Annotated in this window: 16 protein-coding genes; 12 read left to right on the top strand and 4 right to left on the bottom strand. The window is 68.1% G+C overall.

Annotated features, from left to right (window positions below; translation table 11 throughout):
* The coding region (locus Q1X76_RS07875; RefSeq protein WP_300719123.1) for a DEAD/DEAH box helicase at positions 1-1,628 on the bottom strand (1,628 nt) is incomplete at its 3' end.
* A 665-nt stretch (positions 1,629-2,293) separates the two neighbouring features.
* On the opposite strand from Q1X76_RS07875, the gene hisI reads away from it, so the two are divergent.
* From hisI to Q1X76_RS07830, 9 genes are all read left to right on the top strand, one after another.
* Positions 2,294-2,686, top strand: coding sequence for a phosphoribosyl-AMP cyclohydrolase (hisI, locus tag Q1X76_RS07870; RefSeq protein ID WP_300719121.1), 393 nt, complete (start codon positions 2,294-2,296; stop codon positions 2,684-2,686).
* Positions 2,687-2,839: 153 nt separating this feature from the next.
* The gene (gene hisG / locus Q1X76_RS07865) at positions 2,840-3,733 is read left to right on the top strand and encodes an ATP phosphoribosyltransferase (protein ID WP_300719120.1); all 894 of its coding nucleotides are present in this window, start codon (positions 2,840-2,842) and stop codon (positions 3,731-3,733) included.
* Positions 3,734-4,032: 299 nt separating this feature from the next.
* On the top strand, positions 4,033-4,437 hold the full coding sequence (locus Q1X76_RS07860) for a hypothetical protein (protein ID WP_300719118.1): 405 nt from the start codon (positions 4,033-4,035) through the stop codon (positions 4,435-4,437).
* Positions 4,438-4,892: 455 nt separating this feature from the next.
* A complete protein-coding gene (locus Q1X76_RS07855; RefSeq protein WP_300719116.1) occupies positions 4,893-5,657 on the top strand; it encodes a YkgJ family cysteine cluster protein in 765 nt (254 codons plus the stop codon).
* A gap of 177 nt (positions 5,658-5,834) precedes the next feature.
* Positions 5,835-7,097, top strand: coding sequence for a sulfite exporter TauE/SafE family protein (locus Q1X76_RS07850; protein WP_300719115.1), 1,263 nt, complete (start codon positions 5,835-5,837; stop codon positions 7,095-7,097).
* A gap of 2 nt (positions 7,098-7,099) precedes the next feature.
* Positions 7,100-7,828, top strand: a complete 729-nt coding sequence (locus tag Q1X76_RS07845; protein WP_300719113.1) for a hypothetical protein — start codon at positions 7,100-7,102, stop codon at positions 7,826-7,828.
* A gap of 400 nt (positions 7,829-8,228) precedes the next feature.
* Positions 8,229-9,428: a tyrosine--tRNA ligase gene (gene tyrS / locus Q1X76_RS07840; RefSeq protein ID WP_300719111.1), complete on the top strand. Its 1,200-nt coding sequence runs from the start codon at positions 8,229-8,231 to the stop codon at positions 9,426-9,428.
* 281 nt (positions 9,429-9,709) lie between these two features.
* Complete coding sequence (locus Q1X76_RS07835; RefSeq protein WP_300719109.1) at positions 9,710-10,399, top strand: hypothetical protein; 690 nt, start codon at positions 9,710-9,712, stop codon at positions 10,397-10,399.
* A gap of 43 nt (positions 10,400-10,442) precedes the next feature.
* Positions 10,443-11,660, top strand: a complete 1,218-nt coding sequence (locus tag Q1X76_RS07830) for a 6-phosphofructo-2-kinase/fructose-2,6-bisphosphatase (protein WP_300719125.1) — start codon at positions 10,443-10,445, stop codon at positions 11,658-11,660.
* A 438-nt stretch (positions 11,661-12,098) separates the two neighbouring features.
* On the opposite strand, the gene Q1X76_RS07825 is transcribed toward Q1X76_RS07830, so the two are convergent.
* Complete coding sequence (locus Q1X76_RS07825) at positions 12,099-12,530, bottom strand: MarR family transcriptional regulator (RefSeq protein ID WP_300719107.1); 432 nt, start codon at positions 12,528-12,530, stop codon at positions 12,099-12,101.
* A 184-nt stretch (positions 12,531-12,714) separates the two neighbouring features.
* Between Q1X76_RS07825 and Q1X76_RS07820 the strand changes: the two genes are divergently transcribed.
* Positions 12,715-13,932: an MFS transporter gene (locus Q1X76_RS07820; RefSeq protein ID WP_300719105.1), complete on the top strand. Its 1,218-nt coding sequence runs from the start codon at positions 12,715-12,717 to the stop codon at positions 13,930-13,932.
* 395 nt (positions 13,933-14,327) lie between these two features.
* Here Q1X76_RS07820 and Q1X76_RS07815 read toward each other — a convergent pair whose 3' ends face one another.
* Positions 14,328-14,723: a GNAT family N-acetyltransferase gene (locus Q1X76_RS07815; protein WP_300719104.1), complete on the bottom strand. Its 396-nt coding sequence runs from the start codon at positions 14,721-14,723 to the stop codon at positions 14,328-14,330.
* 775 nt (positions 14,724-15,498) lie between these two features.
* Positions 15,499-17,577, bottom strand: a complete 2,079-nt coding sequence (locus Q1X76_RS07810; RefSeq protein WP_300719102.1) for a translocation/assembly module TamB — start codon at positions 17,575-17,577, stop codon at positions 15,499-15,501.
* Positions 17,578-17,888: 311 nt separating this feature from the next.
* Between Q1X76_RS07810 and Q1X76_RS07805 the strand changes: the two genes are divergently transcribed.
* On the top strand, positions 17,889-18,164 hold the full coding sequence (locus tag Q1X76_RS07805) for a hypothetical protein (RefSeq protein ID WP_300719100.1): 276 nt from the start codon (positions 17,889-17,891) through the stop codon (positions 18,162-18,164).
* Positions 18,165-18,201: 37 nt separating this feature from the next.
* Positions 18,202-19,066, top strand: an 865-nt coding sequence (gene tsaD, locus Q1X76_RS07800) for a tRNA (adenosine(37)-N6)-threonylcarbamoyltransferase complex transferase subunit TsaD (RefSeq protein ID WP_300719098.1), incomplete at its 3' end; no start/stop codon positions are given.

Below are 19,066 nucleotides of genomic sequence, written 5' to 3'. Positions count from 1 at the left end.
GTGGCGGCATCCTGCGCGGGCGCGGCCTTTTCCGGCGCGCTGTCCCCGGGGGCCGCATCGGCGGCACTGTCCCCGCGATCGCGACGGCGGCGGGAAGAACGCTTGCGGCCGCGGCCCTCGCCCTCGCCGCGGCGGCCTTCGTCGGCGCGGCGGCCTTCGGGCAGGGGCTGCACATGGCCCAGGCTCGCCTGATAGGCGGCATCCACCAGCATGGCCAGCAGGAGGCCGTCCTCGTCATCCTCGGCCTGGCCGGCCAGCTCGCGCACCAGCGGCGCATAGCGGGCCACGCGCAGTTTCTCCAGACCGGTCAGCTTGCGGAAGCGGCTCTCCAGCAGGGTGGTCACGCGCGCCCCGGCCACCACGGCCACGTCCCCGTCCGTGGGCGCGGGGATCTCGCGCAGGGCGATCTTGTAATGGCGGGCGATGCGCTCCAGCTCCATGCGCTGCATGATGTCCACCAGCGAGATGACCGTCCCGGCGGCACCGGCACGGCCCGTGCGCCCGGCGCGGTGGATGTAGCTCTCGTGGTCTTCCGGCGGCTCGTAGAGGAAGACGTGGGACAGGGCCGGGATGTCGATGCCGCGCGCGGCCACGTCCGTGGCCACCAGATATTGCAGGCTGCCCTGGCGGATCTTGTCCAGCACGGCCTCGCGGCGGGCCTGGGAAAGATCGGCGGAAAGCTCGTCGGCATTGTAGCCGAAGCCCTGGAGCACGCCGGTGATGTAATGGACGTTGGCCTTGGTGTTGCAAAAGATGATGGCCGAGGCCGGGTTCTCGGTCTCCAGCAGGCGCACCAGCACGCGGTCCTTGTCCATGGGGCGGCTCTGGCAGAACAGGTGCTGCACCTCGGCCACATGCACTTCCTTCTGCGACAGGGAGAGCATGGAAGGCTCGGTCAGGAACTCCCCGGCCAGCTTGAGCACATGAGGCGGATAGGTGGCCGAGAACATGCCGGTATGGATGCGGCGGCGCGGCAGGTAGCGCTGCACTTCCTTCATGTCGGGATAGAAGCCGATGGAGAGCATGCGGTCGGCCTCGTCGAAGACCAGCGCCTCCAGATCCTCCAGCGAGAGGGTGCGCCGCAGCAGATGGTCCAGCACGCGGCCGGGCGTGCCCACCACCAGCTGGGCCCCGTCGCGCAGGGCGTCCATCTGCTTTTTGTAGCCCACGCCGCCGTACACGGCCACGGGGCGGATGCCCGTGCCCTCGAAGAGCACGCGGGCCTCGTGCTCCACCTGCACGGCCAGCTCGCGGGTGGGCACCAGGATCAGGGCCTGGACCGCGCGCAGCCCGGAGTCCAGACGCGGCAGCAGGGGCAGCAGATAGCAGCCGGTCTTGCCGCTGCCGGTACGGGACTGCACCATGATGTCCCGGCCTTCCAGCAGATAGGGCATGGCCAGGGACTGCACGGGCATCAGCGAGGTCCAGCCCGCGCGGCCGCAGGCCGCGACGATGGCTTCGGGCAGGGTCTCCAGCGTGGCGCGCGGCAGGGCGTTCTCGGGTTCGGCCACGGAAAAATGTTCAAGGGAAGCGCCGGGAGTGGAAAGATCGGCCGTCTTCGCGGCCTGTTCCTGCGCGGCCGCTTCTCCGGCGGGGGCGGGGCAGGAAGGAATGATGGTATCGGACATGCTTGGCTCGCTCTCTGGCGCCGCAAGGCCGGATCGGGGGCCCGCGACGCGGAATGAAGTTCTTTTTTGTATCGTCGGAAACGCAATAACCTGCCACAAGCGGCGCTCATGCGCAAGACAGGCCGCAAAGGCGGGCGCGCCGGGGGCCGCGACGGCCTGACGGGGCGGCTGGAGAGCCCTCCATCCCAAACGGTGGCGCGCCGGGGCCGCGATCCCCCGGGCCGCCACGGGTACGGCTCCAGGCTGGCCGTGCCGGACGCGGCGGCAGGATGCGGGACGCGGCGACGGGCCCCAAAGGCCACGCCTGCCCCTGCCCGGCGGTACGGCAGGGGAGGTCCCGGCCTGCGGCAGCGGCGGCGGGGCGCACGGCGGCTGGCCGAACAGCGGGCCGGCAGAGGACGGGACGGGCACCGGGGAAGCAGGCGGCGGACGGGCAAGGGCCCGCGAAGCGCCGCACGGACAGTGCCGGAGCCACGGCGACGGGCTCCTGTCACCGGGCTGTCGCCGGAGCGTCACCGCGGGCCGCCAGACTGGAAAAAATGGCGGCGGACGCCAGCGCCGCTTGCGTCCCGGCGCGAATGCGGCTAGCCTGAAAGGCCTCACCGGCGCGGCCCGCAAGGCGGGCAGGGACGCCGGGTCATGTTTTTCTGATCTCGGAGGGAGCCATGGCGCAACTACAGCCGGATTTTGGTCCTGATTTCTCCAAGGGACTGATCCCCGCCATCGCGCAGGACGCGGCCACGGGCGAAGTGCTCATGCTGGCCTATATGAATGAGGAAGCCTGGAAACGTACCCTGGAAACCGGCGAGGCCCATTACTGGAGCCGCAGCCGCAAGGAACTCTGGCACAAGGGCGGCACGTCCGGCCATGTGCAGAAGGTGCTCGCCATCCGTCTGGACTGCGACAGCGACACCGTGCTGCTCAAGATCGAGCAGGTGGGCGGCGCGGCCTGCCATACGGGACGGCGTTCCTGCTTCTACCGGGAATGGGTCAACGGCGTGGTGCGCGAATGCTCGCCCATGGTCTTCGATCCCCAAAAGGTCTACGGCGGCAAATAGCCGGGACCCGGACACGCTTTTTTCGGGCCGTGCGGCCCGTCACTGGAACAGGGCCATGCCGGAGCATGGCCGGCCCGCCGCGGACGGCGGGCGCACAACGGCTCCCGCAGGGGAGCGCACAGCAGCAGGCCTTCGCCTGCCGGAGTAGACACGATGAGCGAAGAATCGCAGGCCATCCTCAAACTGGGCGTGCCCAAGGGCTCGCTGGAAGAAGCCACCATCAATCTTTTCGAGCGCGCCGGCTGGAAGATCCGCAAGCATACGCGCAACTATTTCCCGGATATCAATGACCCCGAGATCACGGCCTCCCTGTGCCGCGTGCAGGAGATCGGCGGCTACATCGTCGCGGGCATCCTGGATGTGGGCATCACGGGCCTGGACTGGCTCACCGAAGGCGGTCATGAGGACAAGGTGGTGCATGTGGCGGATCTGGTCTACTCCAAGACCTCCAACCGTCCCTGCCGCTGGGTGCTGGCCGTGGCCGGCGATTCCCCCTACCAGAAGCCGCAGGACCTGGCCGGCAAGCGCATCGCCACCGAACTGAAGGGCCTGACCCGCAGCTACTTCAAGCGCGTGGGCGTGGACGTGGATGTCTTCTATTCCTGGGGCGCCACGGAAGCCAAGGTGGTGGAAGGCCTGGCCGACGGCATCGTGGAAGTGACCGAGACCGGCACCACCATCCGCGCCCACGGCCTGCGCATCATCGACGAAGTGATGTGCTCCTACCCGGTCATCGTGGCCAACAAGGAAGCCTGGGCCGATCCGCGCAAACGCGCCAAGATCGAACAGCTGACCCTGCTCCTGCAGGGCGCCCTGCGCGCCGAGAGCCTGGTGGCCCTCAAGATGAACGCCCCGGCCGCCAATCTGGACGCCATCCTCGAGATGCTGCCCTCCCTGAACTCGCCCACGGTCTCGCCCCTGCGCGACGAGGCCTGGCTCTCGGTGGAGACCGTGGTCAACATCGACGTGGTGCGCGACCTCATCCCCCGCCTGCGCGAAGCCGGGGCCGAAGGCATCATCGAATACGCCCTGAACAAGGTCATCTAGGGCGGCACAGGACAGGTACAGGGCGGCGGCATTTCCCGCAGGGGAAGGTCGCCGCCTTTTTCGTCCGGCAGACGCGGCACCCGCCGCGCTCCCGCCGGGCCCGGCACGATGATCCCGCACAGGCATCCGGCAGGGACACGCCCCGGCGGCCCGGGGGACGCTCCCGCATGCGCGCCCGGCGGGCCGTCCTCCGTGTTGCGCTCCATGCGGGGACGCCAGCGCTGCCGCATGCGCATGGCCGGTCCTGCGGCAGCAGCGGGAGCCCCGCCGGGCAGCAACGCATCCGGGAGGCATTGGTCATGGACAGCAAGCACATCCATCCGGGAACGGCCCTCCTCCTGCTGGCCGTCCTGTTCCCCGTACAGGCCCCCGCCGTGGCGGAACCGTCCGCCTGCGCGGCCGCCACCGTCCGGGAAACGGCGCAGGCCCCTGCCGCGGCCCGGCAGCATGTGGCCAGGACCGGCGGCGACCTGCTGGCCGCAGCGGACGGGATACGGGAGCAGCGGCAACAGCTGCGGCGGGAACAGCGTCAGGGGGTCGCGCCCCCGGCGCGGCCCGACGACAGCCAGTGGCAGAAAAAAGAACGCGCCCGCCGGCAATACGAGGACCAGCGCCGTTATGACAGGCTGCGCCAGGGCCAGCAGCACCGTCTGCCCCGGCCGCGCATCCAGCGCGACGGCATCTGGCGGCCGGGCCGTCCCTGAGCCGCCGTTCCGGGCTGCCGTCCCCTCACCCCCGCCCCGGGCCCCGTCCCGCACCATCCGGGCCGTTCCGTTCCCTGTCTCCGGGCCATCGTCCCGAGCCGCCGGTCCGCCGCCCGCCCGTTCCCGCCGGGCCTCCCTGCCCCCGGCACGCGGACGGCCGGAGCCTTTCGCCACGGAGCCGGCAGGGATGGAGAGGCCCCTGCCGCTACGCCGGAGCGCCTGACGGAGGCAGCCCTGCCGTCCGGCCCGTTCGCCCGGACCATACGCCCGGATCGCTTGCCCGGACCATCCGTTCCGCCCCGCCGCCCGGCGCTCCCGCGCCACGCCCTGCCCGGCTCCGGGACGAAAAGGTTTGCAGCGCATCCCGGAAGAGGATACAAGCAAGCAGGACAGCGCCCCGGGACCCCGGCGGGCGCATCCCGTCGTACCCAACCCAACCAACAAGAGAACGCATCATGGAAAAAGACGCCAGCCGCGAATTCATGGAAAACCTGCCCGAGCTGGAACCGGGCCAGACCTTCTGCTTTGCCTGCCATCCCGAAGTTCCCTGCTTCAACCGCTGCTGTGCGGAACTGACCCTGCCCCTGACCCCCTATGACGTGCTGCGCCTGCGCCGCCACATGAACGACATGCCCAGCGAGGCCTTCCTCAACGACTTCACCCGCATGCGCACCTTCCCCGACACGGGCTTCCCCCTGCCCCTGCTGCGCATGCTGGAAGGCCCCGGCGAGCCCTGCCCCTTCGTGACGCCCGGCGGCTGCTCCGTGTACGAGAATCGCCCCGGTGCCTGCCGCTTCTACCCTCTGGGCCGCGGCACCAAGATGGGACGCGAAGGCGTGGACGAGCGCTTCTTCGTGGTGCGCGAGCCCCACTGCCACGGCTTCGACGAAGGCCAGGAATGGACGGCCCAGACCTGGCTGGCCAGCCAGGAGCTGGACGAATACAATGCCGCCAATGACCGCTACATGCGCCTGATGGCCATGGTCAAGGCCACGGAAAAGCCCCTGGAACCGCGCATGGCCACCATGGTCATCCTCTGCCTCTACCAGCTGGACAAGTTCCGCGAGCTCATCGAGAAGATGGGCATCTTCCGGCGCGTGGAGGTGAGCGAAGAACGCCAGAAGGCCGTCATGGGATCCGACGAGGCCACCCTGGACTTCGCCCTGGACTGGCTGGAGCTGGTCATCTTCGGCAAGAGCGAAGGTTTGAACAAAAAGTAGGTTTTTTTTGCAACTGTAAAAAAAGCTGACACATGACAGCCTGCTCCCCCTGCCGGGAGCGGGCTGTTTTTCTTTTTCCGATAGTTTGTCGTTTCAGCAGGTTAGCCTGCGATTGGGATTTTTTGCACAAATGGCATGTTTTTTGCTGCCCAAGCGACAAACTTACCGGGAGGAGTTATGAGTTTTGGCAGATCATTGTACCAATTTCTGTTAAGCAGCTCTCAGGCGTATGCCAAATGGGACCTGGAAGTCTCCACTTCCATCATCAAGAACCGCAAGAAGATGCTGTTCCTGCTGGCCCTGGCCGCGCCCATCCTGCTTGTGTGCGGTGCCGAAGCCTATGAAGCCCACGAGATGCTGGGCGGCAAAAGCGCGTATGCGCCGGCCTTCTACACCACCACCATTTTCCTGGCCTCCATCGCCGTCGGTCTGGCGGCCGGCCTCATCACCGGCTGTATCGGCGCCGGTGGCGGCTTCATCATCACCCCGGCCCTGATGGCCGCGGGCGTCAAGGGCATCCTGGCCGTCGGTACGGACCTGTTCCACATCTTCGCCAAGGCCATCATGGGCACCACGGTCCACAAAAAGCTGGGCAACGTGTCCGTCAAGCTGGCCATCGCGTTCCTCGTGGGCTCCGGTGCGGGCACCTTCGTGGGCGGCGCCATCAACAAGGGCCTGTACAATGCCGACCCGCTGCTGTCCGAGATGTTCATCAGCACCATCTATGCCGTGCTGCTGGGCTTCCTGGGCTTCTACGCCCTGTTCGACTTCCTGAAAGCCACCCGCGGCTCCCAGGCCGACAGCGGCGACGCGCACGGCGGTACGGCCAACATGACCGGCCTTTCCGTCAAGCTGCAGAGCCTGACCGTGCCCCCCATGATCACCTTTGACGAAGACCTGGTCCCCGGCGGCCGCCGCATCTCCGGCTGGATCGTCGCCGCCGGCGGCGTGGTCGTGGGCATGCTGGCCGCCATCATGGGCGTGGGCGGCGGCTTCGTGACCTTCCCCATGTTCGTGTACATCTTCGGCGTGTCCTCCATGACCACCGTGGGCACCGACATCCTGCAGATCATCTTCACCGCCGGTCTGGCCTCCGTGGGCCAGTACGCCATCTACGGCTATGTGTTCTACACCCTGGCCGTGGGCATGCTGCTGGGCTCCCTGCTGGGCATCCAGGTGGGCGCTCTGACCACCAAGGTCGTCAAGGGCGTGCACATCCGCGGTTTCTACGCCGTGTCCATCATTTCCGGTTTCATCAACCGCGCCGCCACCCTGCCCAAGAAGCTGGTCGAAATGGAATATCTCGACTGGTCCATGTCCGTGGTGAACATCATCGAAGAAGTGGGCAACGTGATCTTCTGGGTGGTCGTCGCCTTCTTCGGCCTCTGGGTCTTCAGCAAGTTCTTCCTTAATCTCGGCAAGCTCAGAGGGGAGGCCTAATTATGCTTATTCATGAAAAAGGCCCCTTCATCCGGGGTTCCATCCTGCTGATCTCGTTCCTGGTGCTGTTCTGTGTGCTGCTCACCCCCGTCATGCGCGACGAAAAGGGCAACCACCTGACCGGCCTGCAGTACGCCGACAACGTGTTCAACGAACTGTCCAAGGGTTCCTCCTACTTCATCCCCAGCGTGCGTGAAAGCGTGAAGAAGGTGGAAAAGGTCAACGTCAAGGTCACCGTGACCATGAAAAAGGCCGAACTGGCCGAGACCGCCGTGCTGGTGCTGACCAAGGCCGGCATGACCGCCAGCGCCGACGGCGCCAAGGTCACCTACGAAGGCAACCTGGCCGCCATGCTGGGCGCCGCCACCAATGATGCCGACAGCCTGTACCACAACGACGCGGACACCGTGTCCGCCCGTTACGACGGCACCCACGCCCTCAAGGCCGCCGCGGCCTGGTGGTACGTGCTGAGCCCCTCCATCAAGGAACTGCAGAAGCAGCGCCTGATCCCCGAAGCCCAGGTCGTCGACCAGGTCCTGCGCCGCGCCGTGGAACCCGGCAACAACTTCTACAGCGTGGAACCCGTGAAGGTGTCGGATCACATCTGGCTCATGAGCGGCATGCTGATCTTCTACGTCATCTACACGCTCTGGTATGGCTTCGCCATCTTCGAGCTGTTTGAGGGCGTTGGCCTTGCCATGACCAAGTCCAAGGTCAAGCAGGAAGGCTAGTTCCCGGTCTGGCCTTTCCAGGCAGGGCAACGTCAGGCGCCGGCGGGCAACCGCCGGCGCCTTTTTCGCGTCCGTGCGCCCGCGCGCTGCCGGACACCCGTCCGTCCGCCTTCTTCCTCCATCTGCGTCCCGTCCCGCGCGCCGGAGACGGCACGCTCCCACGCCTGGTCGCCCGTCCAGCCCGCAGGGGCAGCCCCCCATTTGTGCGTGATAAATCGCCTCATCGCCGTCCAGCCCGCAGCCCGCAGGGGCAGCCCTCCATCCACCTGCCCCTGCGTCGCCTCCGGCGCGGGCCGTCCTGGCCCCTCCGACGCGCGGCGCGCATTGACACCCCCGCTTGCACAAGGTATTTTGTCGGGATATCGCCCGTAACGGGTCAACTCACGCAAGGACAAGTTCGATGATGGATATTGATCGCCAGATGGCCGTGATCAAGCGCGGCGTGGCGGAACTGATTGACGAGAAGGAACTGCGCAAAAAACTGGAACGCGGCACGCCCCTGCGCGTGAAGGTGGGCTTCGACCCCACCGCTCCCGACCTGCATCTGGGCCACACCGTGGTCATGCACAAGATGCGCCATTTCCAGGAGCTGGGGCATCAGATCATCTTCCTGATCGGCGACTTCACCGGCCGCATCGGCGACCCCTCCGGCCGTTCCGAGACCCGTCCGCCCCTGACCGAGGAACAGGTCATCGCCAATGCCGAGACCTACAAGAAGCAGGTCTTCAAGATCCTCGATCCCGAAAAGACCATCGTGGAATTCAACTCCCGCTGGCTGGGCAAGATGGACGCCTCGGACTTCATCCGCCTGGCCTCCAGCTATACCGTGGCCCGCATGATGGAACGCGACGACTTCGAAAAGCGTTTCCGCGAGCAGCGCCCCATCTCCATCCACGAATTCATCTATCCCCTCTGCCAGGGCTATGACTCCGTGGCCCTCAAGGCCGACGTGGAGATGGGCGGCACCGACCAGAAGTTCAACCTGCTGGTGGGCCGCAACCTGCAGGCCCATTACGGCATGGAAAGCCAGTGCATCCTGACCATGCCCCTGCTGGAAGGCCTGGACGGCGTGCGCAAGATGTCCAAGTCCTACGGCAATTACATCGGCATCGACGAAGCGCCCTCCGAGATCTTCGGCAAGGTCATGGCCATTTCCGACGATCTCATGTGGCGCTACTACGAGCTGCTGTCCTCCAGGTCCCTGGAAGACATCGCCGCCCTTAAGGAAGACGTGGCCCAGGGCCGCGTGCATCCCAAGGCCGCCAAGGAGATGCTGGCCCACGAGATGGTCAGCCGCTACCACAGCGAAAAGGACGCCGACGAGGCCCGCCAGGGCTTCAATGCCGTCTTCGCCAGCGGCGGCGTGCCGGACGACGCCCCCAGCCACACCTGCGCCCAGGGCGACGACAGCACCCCGCCCGCCTTCCTCGAGGCCGCCGGTCTGGTCAAGAGCCGCGGCGAAGCCAAACGCCTGATCAAGGAAGGCGCCCTGTCCGTGGACGGCCAGCGCTGCGACGACGCCCTGTCGCCCCTGGCCGCCGGCGAATACGTCATCAAGCTGGGCAAAAAGCGCTTCCTGCGCCTGACCGTCACGGCCTAGCCCGGCGCTGTTCCTGACGGCTTTTTTGCGCGGGCGGGGGACCTGGTCCACCAACGTCCCCCGCCCGCGCGTGTTGTTCCTCCCTGCAAAAAACTTTCCCCGGTCCGCGTCCCGGGCCCGTCGCCGCTTCAGGGGCAGACATCCCGCCCCGGGCATCCCGCCCGTCTGTCCTGCCCGCCTCCCCGCCTTCACGCGCATCTGCGCCCCCTTCCCCGCCATCCCTCCCGCAGCGTATTGCACAGGCCGCGTCGGCGATGCTATCCTGCGCCAGGAGAAAAATCATGCCTGACACGTTATCATGTCTGCTCTGCGCGCTCTGTCTGCTGGCCCTGTCGTGCTGTCCGCCGCAGGCCCGGGCGGAGCAGGCCCCGACGGTGACGCCCATGACCATCACGGTGCAGCAGGCCCAGCCCGGCCAGTATTTCCCGGACAGCGCGAGCCCGGACGACACGGGCCTGCGCGTGGGGGCCCTGATCTGCCGGCCGCTGGCCGAGCAGGTGGCGGACAGGAAAAAGACGGCCGCGGGCCTGCACCTGTCCGTGCCGCTGGAATGGCTGGACGGTTATGTGGCGGCCCGCAGCGGCAAGGACGATGTGCCCTTCCGGCTCTGGCAGGAGGGCGGGCAGTGGACCTCGGTGCTGCCGCTGCGCCTGCGCGACGCCTGTGCCGCGGACCCGGCGGCCCTGCTGGCGGACCGCTGGCAGACGGTGCGGGAAAGCCTGCCGCGGCAGAAGCTGTCCCGGCCCTGCCGGGACTATCTGGCCCAGGGCGAAAACTGGCTGCCGCTGGTGCTCTGGTGGGACGGCTATCAGGCCCACGCCCAGGGGCGCGCCTATCTGCCGCTGGAACTGGGCCGCATGGCGGCGCAGAGCGAGCAGCTGCAGACCTGGTGCGGCAAGCATCCGGGCAGGAGCCTGAAGGCGGCCCTGGGCCAGCTGGCCGCCCCGCAGGACAAGCCCGCCTCCCGCTGACGGGGAGCGCCGGGACGCGCCCTTCACCCCTAACCGACCGACGATCCACAGGAGTCACATGCACAAGCTCTATCTTGTCATGGTGGGCCTGCCCGCACGGGGCAAATCCCGTCTGGCGCGGCGCATCTGCGGCGGTCTGGCGGCCGACGGTTTCCGGGCGGCCATCTTCAACAACGGCGACATCCGCCGCGAGCTGCTGGGGGCGGAATCCACCCTGCCGGAGTTCTATTCGCCGGACAATGCGGAGGGGCGCCGGATACGCGAGGAGATCTGCCACAGGAACCTGATCCGGGCCCGGGACTGGCTGGAGAAGGAAGGCGACGTGGCCATCCTGGACGCCACCAATGTCAGCCGGGAGCGGCGGGCCTTTGTGGAAAGCGTCTTCACGGACCATCCCGTGCTCTTCCTGCAATGCGTCAACGAGGACCCGGTCCTGCTCAACGCCTGCATCCGCAACAAGACCAAGCTGCCGGAATACGCCGGCTATACCGAGGATGAGGCCCTGGAGAGCTTCACCACGCGCATCGGCTATTATGAATCCATCTATGAGCCGGTGGGCGCGGAGCAGTACTGGCTGTGCGTGGACACCATGGCCAACCGCATCCTGGCGGAACGGCCCTGCGAAAGTTCGCCCTATTATCCGGCCATCCGCGAGATCGTGGTCAGCTGGTGGGTGGAGAGCCTCTACCTGGCCCGGCACGGCCAGACGGAATTCAACCTGCAGGGCCGCATCGGCGGCGATCCGCCCCTGACGGCCAAGGGCCGCATGCAGGCGGAGGCCCTGGCCATGCACCTGCGCGGGCAGAAACTGGACTGGGTCTTCACCTCCACGCGCATGCGCTCGCACGAGACGGCGGCGCCCCTGCTGCACGGGCGGCACGATACCCATGTGATGGCCCTCAAGGAATTCGACGAGATCTGGGCCGGGGACTGCGAAGGCATGTGCTACAGCGAGATACGCGAGACCATGCCGGAGGTCACGGCGGGGCGCAACGCGGACAAGTACCACTACGCCTACCCGCACGGCGAAAGCTACGCCATGCTGCGCGAGCGCGTGCGGCGCGGCCTGCGGCGGGCCCTGTTCCTGGCCGGGGAACTGCCCGTGATGCTGATCGGGCACCAGGCCATCAACCGGGTCATCCTCTCCCTGATCCTGCGCCAGCGGGAGGAGGACATCCCCTACATCAACGTGCCCCAGAACCAGTATTACCACATCTCGCTCACGCCCCGGCGCAAGCTCATCGAGCGCATCCACTATTAGGCCCAGGACGGCGTTTCGTTTTGCGGGGGAAGGAAGCCCTTTGCCTTGCTGTCGATGCCCGTAGCTTCCTTCGTCGCAACGGGCACGGCCTGCGGCCGCCATCCGGTCGCGCCTTGCTGTCGATGCCCGTAGCTTCCTTCGTCGCAACGGGCATGCCGTCCCCGTACCGCAGGGCCCGCCCTCCCCTCCGCACCTCCTGCGCGACCCGGACGCGGGGCCTGGACAGCGTGTGCCGAAGATCCGGCACCGGCGTCTGGGCGGCATGGCCGCAACATGCCGTGCCGGCGGGCGGCCGATGTCCTAGGGGAATGTGTCCCAAACGCCGTGCCGGCGGGCGCGGCGCCGATGCAGAACGGGGCCGGAGCAGGATCGTCATCCCGCTCCGGCCCCGTCGTCCGCATCCGGCCCGTCGTCCCCGTCCGGCATCCGTCCCGGATCTCATTCCTCGCTGCTGCGGTATTCGTGGGCCGAGGCCACCACACGCTTGAGCAGGCCCTGCAGGGTCTGCTTTTCCTCTTCCGTGAGCGGGCTGGTCACCGAGGCATCCCAGCCGGCGATGATCTCGCAGACGCGCGGATACACGTCCAGGGCCCTGGCGGTGGGGAAGACCGCCGCCGTGCGCTTGTCCTGGGGATTGACCTCGCGCCGGATGAAGCCGCGCTTTTCCAGATGGGCCAGGGCGCGGGTGACGTTGCTCTTGTTGATGTGGATGATCTCCGGCAGCTTGTCCTGGGTCAGGCCGGGCTGGCGGCAGATATTGAGGATGAAAAGATACTGGCTGCCGCTGAGCCCGTAGGCGGCCAGACGCTTGTTCAGGTACATCTGGTAATGCCGGTTGGCCAGCGCGATCCACTTGTAGGTCAGTTCCACAGCAGCAGCTCCGCGAAAATAAGGTGTGACGACATGATCTTGTCATAGTCAGCCTTGCCGCGGCTGGCAAGGGCAAAAGCGGGCCCCGGGAGGCGGGCGGTTTTCACTTGACAAAGAAAAGCCGCCGGACGTATATCGTTGCACTCGCAACAATGCCGCGATCTTGCACAGCCAAGGATGCCGTATGCCCAACCAACACCGCTCCCGTTCCCAGATGCAGCAGCACGACGCCGCCAGCACCGGTGAGGCCCTGCGCGCCATCTTCAACCGCAATTTCAACGTGGTCGCCTGCATCAACCTGCTGGTCATGACGGCCTATTACCTGATGTTCGTCACCAGCACCGCCTACGCCCGGGCCACCTACGACGCCAGCCTCAGCAGCGCCGGGCTCACGGCGGGCCTCATGGTCATCGGCTGTCTGGTGGGCCGTTTCGTCACCGGCAACCTGCTGTCGCTCTTCGGCTGCCGTTCCATCCTTCTGGCCGGTCTGCTGCTCTATTCCGCCAGCATCGCGGCCTTTTTCCTGGTCCCCAATCTGGCCCTGCTCTTCGTGCAGCGCCTGTGCATGGGCATCGGGGTCGGCATCATGGGCACGGCCACCGGCACCATCGTGGCCTATGTGGTGCCGCACCAGCATCACGGCCTGGGCATCAGCCTGTTCAGCATGAGCACGGCCTTCGCCCTGGCCCTGGGGCCCTTCCTGGGCATCCTCCTTTCCCAGTATTTCAGCTACGCTGTCCTGACCCAGACCTGCCTGGGCATCGGCCTGGCCTGCCTCGTCATCTTCCTCGGCCTGCACGATCTGCCGGAGATGCGCCACCGCCACCGTCCCTTCCTGGAGCTCAACAGCTACATCGACCCGCGCGTGGTGCGTTTTTCCCTGGTGGCCCTCATCACCTGCCTCAGCTACGGCTGCATCCAGGCCTTCATGACCTCCTACGCCGCCGAGCGCGGCCTGACCGCCGCGGCCAGCCTGTTCTTCCTGCTCTACGCCCTGGCGGCCCTGGTCACGCGGCCCCTGACCGGCCGCCTGTTCGACCTGCGCGGGGAGAACATCATCTTCTACCCGGCCCTGCTGCTGACCGCCCTGGCCCTGACCATGATGGCCCACGCCACCAGCAACTGGATGCTGCTGGCCGCCGGTCTGGTCCTGGGCATGGGCTTCGGCAACTTCCAGTCCGCCGGGCAGGCCGTCTCGCTCTCGCTGGTCTCCAAGTCGCGCTTCGCCCAGGCCACCACGACCTTCTTCATCTTTTTCGATCTGGGTATCGGTCTGGGGCCCTACCTGTTCGGTTTCCTGGTCCCTGCCGTGGGCTATGACGGCATGTACCAGACGCTGGCCTTCGTCGTCCTCGCCGCGGTGTTCCTGTACTACGTCCTCCACGGGCGCCGCGCGGCGTAGATCTCCTTCCCAGAGAGACGGCATCGCCTTTCTCCCGGGCGATGCCCAAACGCCGGGTCCCCCCCCGGCGTTTCCCTTTTCCGCGGCACTGCCGCTGCCGTTCCCCGCCGCTGCCGCCGGCCGGCAACGCCCGCAGGCCGGTCGCCCCACCCGGAGGCCCCGGCACACGGGCCTTCCTGACATGTGCCGACGGACCGGGAACCGCGCGCGGAAGGCACGCCTGTCCCGCATGGCCCGGCCGCCCCGTACGGCGGACCGCCTGCCGCGCGCAGGAGCCACGGCAGGCGGATGCAGGCGGCTGTCTGCGGCAGGCCGGACAGCGTCCTCAAGGGCCACACACGGCAGGGGACACGACACCGGCACATCGCCCCCGAGCGCGCCGTGTCCCCGTACCGTCAACGCTCCGGGGACGACCTGCGGCGCAGGTGCAACAACGGGTACGGCCAGCCCGCGCCGTCCAGGGGGGAGCGGCCCACGAGCCCGAAGCCCCGGCGGGCGTAGAAGGCCCGGGCCGCCATGTTCTGCTCGTTGACATCCAGCAGGACCTCGCCATGCCGCGCGCAAAAATCCTCCAGCAAGGCGCTGCCCACACCGCGCCCGCGCAGGCCCGGCTCCACGAAGAGCATCTCCACCCGCGCGCCCACGCTGCCCAGAAACCCCGCCAGCAGCCGTCCGTCCGCAGGACAGGGCACGGCGGCACCCGCCACGGACAGGGCGGGCACCTGGCCGCCTGCAAGACCGGCAGCACTGCCGCTCCGCACCGGAGCCACGCCGCTGCCACCAGCCAGCATGCCCTCCGCTGCGCTGCCCGGCCCGCCGTCCGTACGTCTGTCTGATCCTCTGTTTGTCCCGCCGTCCGCCCAGCTCCCTGCTCCGCCGCATGGTCTGGCGCATGGCCTGACGCATGGCCCGCCGGCCCCTTGCGCTGGCGCTGCCCCCGGCCCCGCCAGCCAGGCCAGACGCACACGCTCCATGGCCGGCAGATACTCGCCCGTCAAGGCCGCGCCGATGGCCCGCAGATGGTCCTCGGCCACGAAGCCGTGACTGGCGCGGACATTGCGCCACCAGAGACACAGCAGCGCGGGCCAGTCCGCGGGCCCGGCATCACTGAAACAAATGACCATCCTGCCTCCTTCGCTCTCCGGCCGCGCGGCATCCTTGCCCGGCAGCCGGCCTGCCGCAGGAGCGGGGACGGGCTTCCGGGGCGGTCTTGTGCCGTCATCCGGGGCAAGGCTTGCCGCAGGAAGCGGGAACGCGCCGGCACGGGCCGGATACGGAGGGGAACGGCGCCCGGGGCCGTTGCCTGCCCGCCATCACCGCGCGGCCCCATGCCGGCAACGGCGAGGAAGCTCCCGCCGCGATCCGCAACGCAGCACGCGCCGCCATGCCTCCACAGCCGCCGTCCGCAGCCGGTTACAAGGGCAAGGCCCCTGCTCAGGCGCCCGCAACCGCCCGTGCCTGCCCGCCGAAGACGGTGCTTCGGGCAGCCGGCCGTGGCCCGCGCCCGTCATCCTGCGTCTGGGCCACGGCCGGGGCAGACGTCGCGGCCATGTCGCCCGCAGCACATCAGTAATTCTTCTTCCACTGGAAACCGGCGCTGGTATTGTCCTGTTCCGTGCGCACGCCCAGCTTGCTGTGCGGGGTCAGCTCCAGTTCCATGATCACGGCGGTGCTGTCGGGCTCCAGGCCCTGCTCCACGCCCAGATAGATCTTCTCGCCGATGAACTTGCCCACTTCCAGACTGCTCTCCTCGTCGCCGCTGTCCTTGTCCGTGGAGGAATTGATGCGCAGCACGTCCACGCCCAGCACGGTCCGGCCCAGATCGAAGATGCCCAGCCCCCCGGAACCGAAACCGGCCAGCTGGGCCACGGCCGCGGCCAGGCGCAGGCTTTCGAAGCGGCCCAGCTCGCTGGAACCGCGCCCGAACATGACCCGCGAGATGATCTCCTCCTGCGGCAGGGACGGCGTGCTGGAAAGCTCCAGCTTCATGCGCCGGACCGAACCGCTGACGCGCACGTCGGCGGTGATCTCCGGCACCTCGTAGCGCAGGGTCACGTCCAGCAGCGGATTGGACACGGCCCCGCCGTTGAAGGAAATGGTGCTGGGGCGCAGGGTGAAGAGCTTGGAGAGCAGGTTGAACTGCCCCCGCACCGAGCGCACGCTGCCGATGACCAGCGGGTCGTTGAGCGCCCCGCGCACCCGCAGGCCCGCCTTCCATTCGCTTTCCAGCCCGTGACCGTTGACGGCGATGCGGCCGGGCGCCTGGATGCGCACGTCCAGCGAGCCGCGTCCCTCCTTTGCGGCGGGAGCCGGTTCCGGGGCTTCGCTGGTGCCCTCCACGGGCAGGGTGGTCACGCTGCTGCCCGCAAGGCGGTCGATGTTGACCTGGGCCTCGTCGATGGTGATGTCCGCCGTGACCTGGGGGGCCGACAGCGTGCCCCTGACGGTCGCCGTGCCCGACAAGGTGGCCTGGATGTCCGAACGGCGCAGGGGCCGCAGGCGCTTCATGGCGGCCTGCAGGTCCAGCGCGCCGCCCGCGGGCTGCAGGCTGCCCGAGGCCGTCACCAGCCCGCCGCGGCCGTCGCTCATGGCGGCGTCCAGATGCACGGGCTCCAGTTTCAGGCCCTTGCTGCTGCCCGCCGTCACCGTGGCCCTGATGTCCGTCAGCAGGATGCCCAGGGCCAGGTCCTCGTAGCGGCCGCCCGTGACGGCCAGACGGCCCTTGCAGGTGGGCGCGGACAAACTGCCCGCCAGCGCCAGATGCATGTCCAGGCCGCCGGTCACACGGCGGTCGGCCACCGGCACCAGCTGCCAGAGCGGGGCCAGCCGGCCCTGCCAGTCCAGACGCCCGGAAAGCGGGGCCGCCATGTCCGGCAGGGGCAGGCCGTTGGCCGAGAAACGCAGGGGCAGACGGGCTTCCAGTCCCGCCTGGGCAGCGCCCAGCAGCTGGCGGGTGGACGGCGGCAGTTCCAGCCGCAGCTCCAGGCGGCCCTTGCCGCCGCTGCCGCCCAGCTTGCCGCTCAGGGCCAGATCCAGCGGCGGCAGGGAGGCCTGCGGGACGGCCAGACGGCGCACGTCCAGGCGAAAGTCCCCGGCAGGCGCCGCCGGGCTGCCGTGCAGACGGCTCTGGAAGGCCACCGTGGCGGCGGGCAGGCCGGGGACGACGGCGGCCCAGGGAGCAAGATCCGTGTTCTCCAGGGCCAGGCGCACATCCATGCCGCCCGGCGTCAGGGAGGCCGTGCCCCGTATGCGGCCCGCAGGCGTGAGGCGGGCATCCAGCCCCCGCAGGGACAGGCCCTTCCCGTCCAGGGTCAGGTCCATGCCCGGGCGCAGGGCCAGGCCCACGCCCTGCCTGAGGCGCAGATCACAGACCGGGACCTCCAGCCTGTTGCCCTGCCAGCGCAGGCGCAGTTTCGCCTGCACGTCGCCGGCGCAGGCCAGCTCGGCTTCCAGTGGTGTGGCCAGGGCCCCTTTCAGGGCCAGCAAAACGCGCTCCAGCCGCCAGCCGGCCACATGCAGCTGGCGCACGTCCAGGCGCTGCTCCAGCCTGCCCTGGCCGAAAACATCCTCCAGGCGCAGACGCTGGCGCAGTTCCCGCACGAGGAAGAGCTCGCCCCCTCCGTGGCGCAGGCGGACGAGGTCCACGTCCCCGTCCAGACTGACCCACTGCTGCCAGCCCTCGCCGCTCAGGAAGGCCGCATCCTGCGGCAGGGCGGCCAGCTGCGCCGCCAGACCGGGCGACAGGGCCGGAGCCGGGGCCGTCGGGCCCGGCGCGGGGGAGACGGACGATGCCGGGGAGGCGGCGGCAGACGACGCGCCCGGGGCAGTCGCAGGGGACGCCGCAGAGGAGGCCGCAGGGACAGCCGGGAGCGGCGGGGACGCGGCCGGACCCGCCACGGGACCGGCGTCCGATGCGGGAGCGGGAGCCGGGCACCGTGATCCTGGGGGAGAGCGAGATGCCCCGCTTTGCACCGGACCCGGCCATGGCGGAACGCCGCCTGGGCTTTTATGCCCGCAACGGTGCCCGCACTGCCGGCTATGATACAGAAATGTTCGGCGTGGTCTACAAGACGCTGTATTGGGCGCCGGCGCCGGTGGATGACAGCAAGCTGATGGAGCAGCACCGTTTCATCTATCGCAAAACCTTCACTCCGGAGCGGTATGCGCGCTATGTCCGCATCCCTCTGCCGCCGGGAGCGGCTCCTGGAGAAAAAGTGCCCTGGGAGCAGTAAATGAAAAGACTGTAAAGAGAAAGAGGGTCCACTCGATATGAAAATTCTGGCCTTTGAGTCCTCTTGCGACGAGACCGCCGTGGCGGTGGTGGAGGATGGCCGCATCGTCCTCTCTGATGCCATTGCTTCCCAGGCAGACATGCACGCCCTGTACGGCGGTGTGGTACCGGAGATTGCCTCGCGCAAGCATGTGGAGGTCATCTGTGCCCTGACGGAGCAGGCGCTCCGGGATGCCGGCTGTACCCGCTCGGACATTGACGCCGTGGCTGTTACCTATGCGCCGGGCCTCATCGGCGCGGTGCTGGTGGGCCTGAGCTTTGCTAAATCTGTGGCCTGTGCCCTGGGTGTGCCCCTGATCCCGGTTCATCATGTCCGGGGCCACATTGCCGCCAACTACCTGGCCTTCCCGGAGCTGGAGCCGCCCTTCCTGGCCCTGGCCATTTCCGGCGGCAACACGCTGATCGTGGATGTCCGGGACTATACGGAGATGGAGATCCTGGGCTCCACCCGGGACGACGCGGCGGGGGAGTGTTTTGACAAGGCGGCCAGGGTGCTGGGCCTGCCCTATCCCGGCGGCGCCCCTATGGACGCTCTGGCCAAGCAGTCCCAGGGCGGCGTATACCAGCTGCCGCACGCCCATGTGGACGGAGCGGAGCTGGACATGAGCTTTTCCGGATTGAAGACGGCGGTAGTGAACCTGGTCCATCATGCCCGGCAGGTGGGAGAGGAACTGGACCGGGCGGCTCTTGCCCGGGACTTTGCTCAGGCGGTCAGCGATACCCTGGTGCCCCGGGCCATGGCGGCGGCGCGGCAAACCGGCCGAACGGTCATTGCCGCCGCCGGCGGCGTGGCGGCCAATTCCGTGATCCGGGGAGATCTGGAGCGCTGCTGCCGGGAGGCTG

It is taken from the genome of uncultured Desulfovibrio sp., assembly GCF_949282365.1.
In the GTDB taxonomy this organism is placed as follows: Bacteria; Desulfobacterota; Desulfovibrionia; order Desulfovibrionales; family Desulfovibrionaceae; genus Desulfovibrio.
This window is presented reverse-complemented; position numbering and strand designations above follow the sequence as displayed.

Coding starts and splice junctions, on each gene's coding strand:
- Q1X76_RS07860 (WP_300719118.1), top strand. CDS start 4,033: ATGGACAGCAAGCACATCCATCCGGGAACGGCCCTCCTCCTGCTGGCC.
- Q1X76_RS07855 (WP_300719116.1), top strand. CDS start 4,893: ATGGAAAAAGACGCCAGCCGCGAATTCATGGAAAACCTGCCCGAGCTG.
- Q1X76_RS07820 (WP_300719105.1), top strand. CDS start 12,715: ATGCCCAACCAACACCGCTCCCGTTCCCAGATGCAGCAGCACGACGCC.
- hisI (WP_300719121.1), top strand. CDS start 2,294: ATGGCGCAACTACAGCCGGATTTTGGTCCTGATTTCTCCAAGGGACTG.
- Q1X76_RS07850 (WP_300719115.1), top strand. CDS start 5,835: ATGAGTTTTGGCAGATCATTGTACCAATTTCTGTTAAGCAGCTCTCAG.
- Q1X76_RS07815 (WP_300719104.1), bottom strand. CDS start 14,723: ATGCTGGCTGGTGGCAGCGGCGTGGCTCCGGTGCGGAGCGGCAGTGCT.
- Q1X76_RS07845 (WP_300719113.1), top strand. CDS start 7,100: ATGCTTATTCATGAAAAAGGCCCCTTCATCCGGGGTTCCATCCTGCTG.
- Q1X76_RS07805 (WP_300719100.1), top strand. CDS start 17,889: ATGCCCCGCTTTGCACCGGACCCGGCCATGGCGGAACGCCGCCTGGGC.
- hisG (WP_300719120.1), top strand. CDS start 2,840: ATGAGCGAAGAATCGCAGGCCATCCTCAAACTGGGCGTGCCCAAGGGC.
- tyrS (WP_300719111.1), top strand. CDS start 8,229: ATGATGGATATTGATCGCCAGATGGCCGTGATCAAGCGCGGCGTGGCG.
- Q1X76_RS07835 (WP_300719109.1), top strand. CDS start 9,710: ATGCCTGACACGTTATCATGTCTGCTCTGCGCGCTCTGTCTGCTGGCC.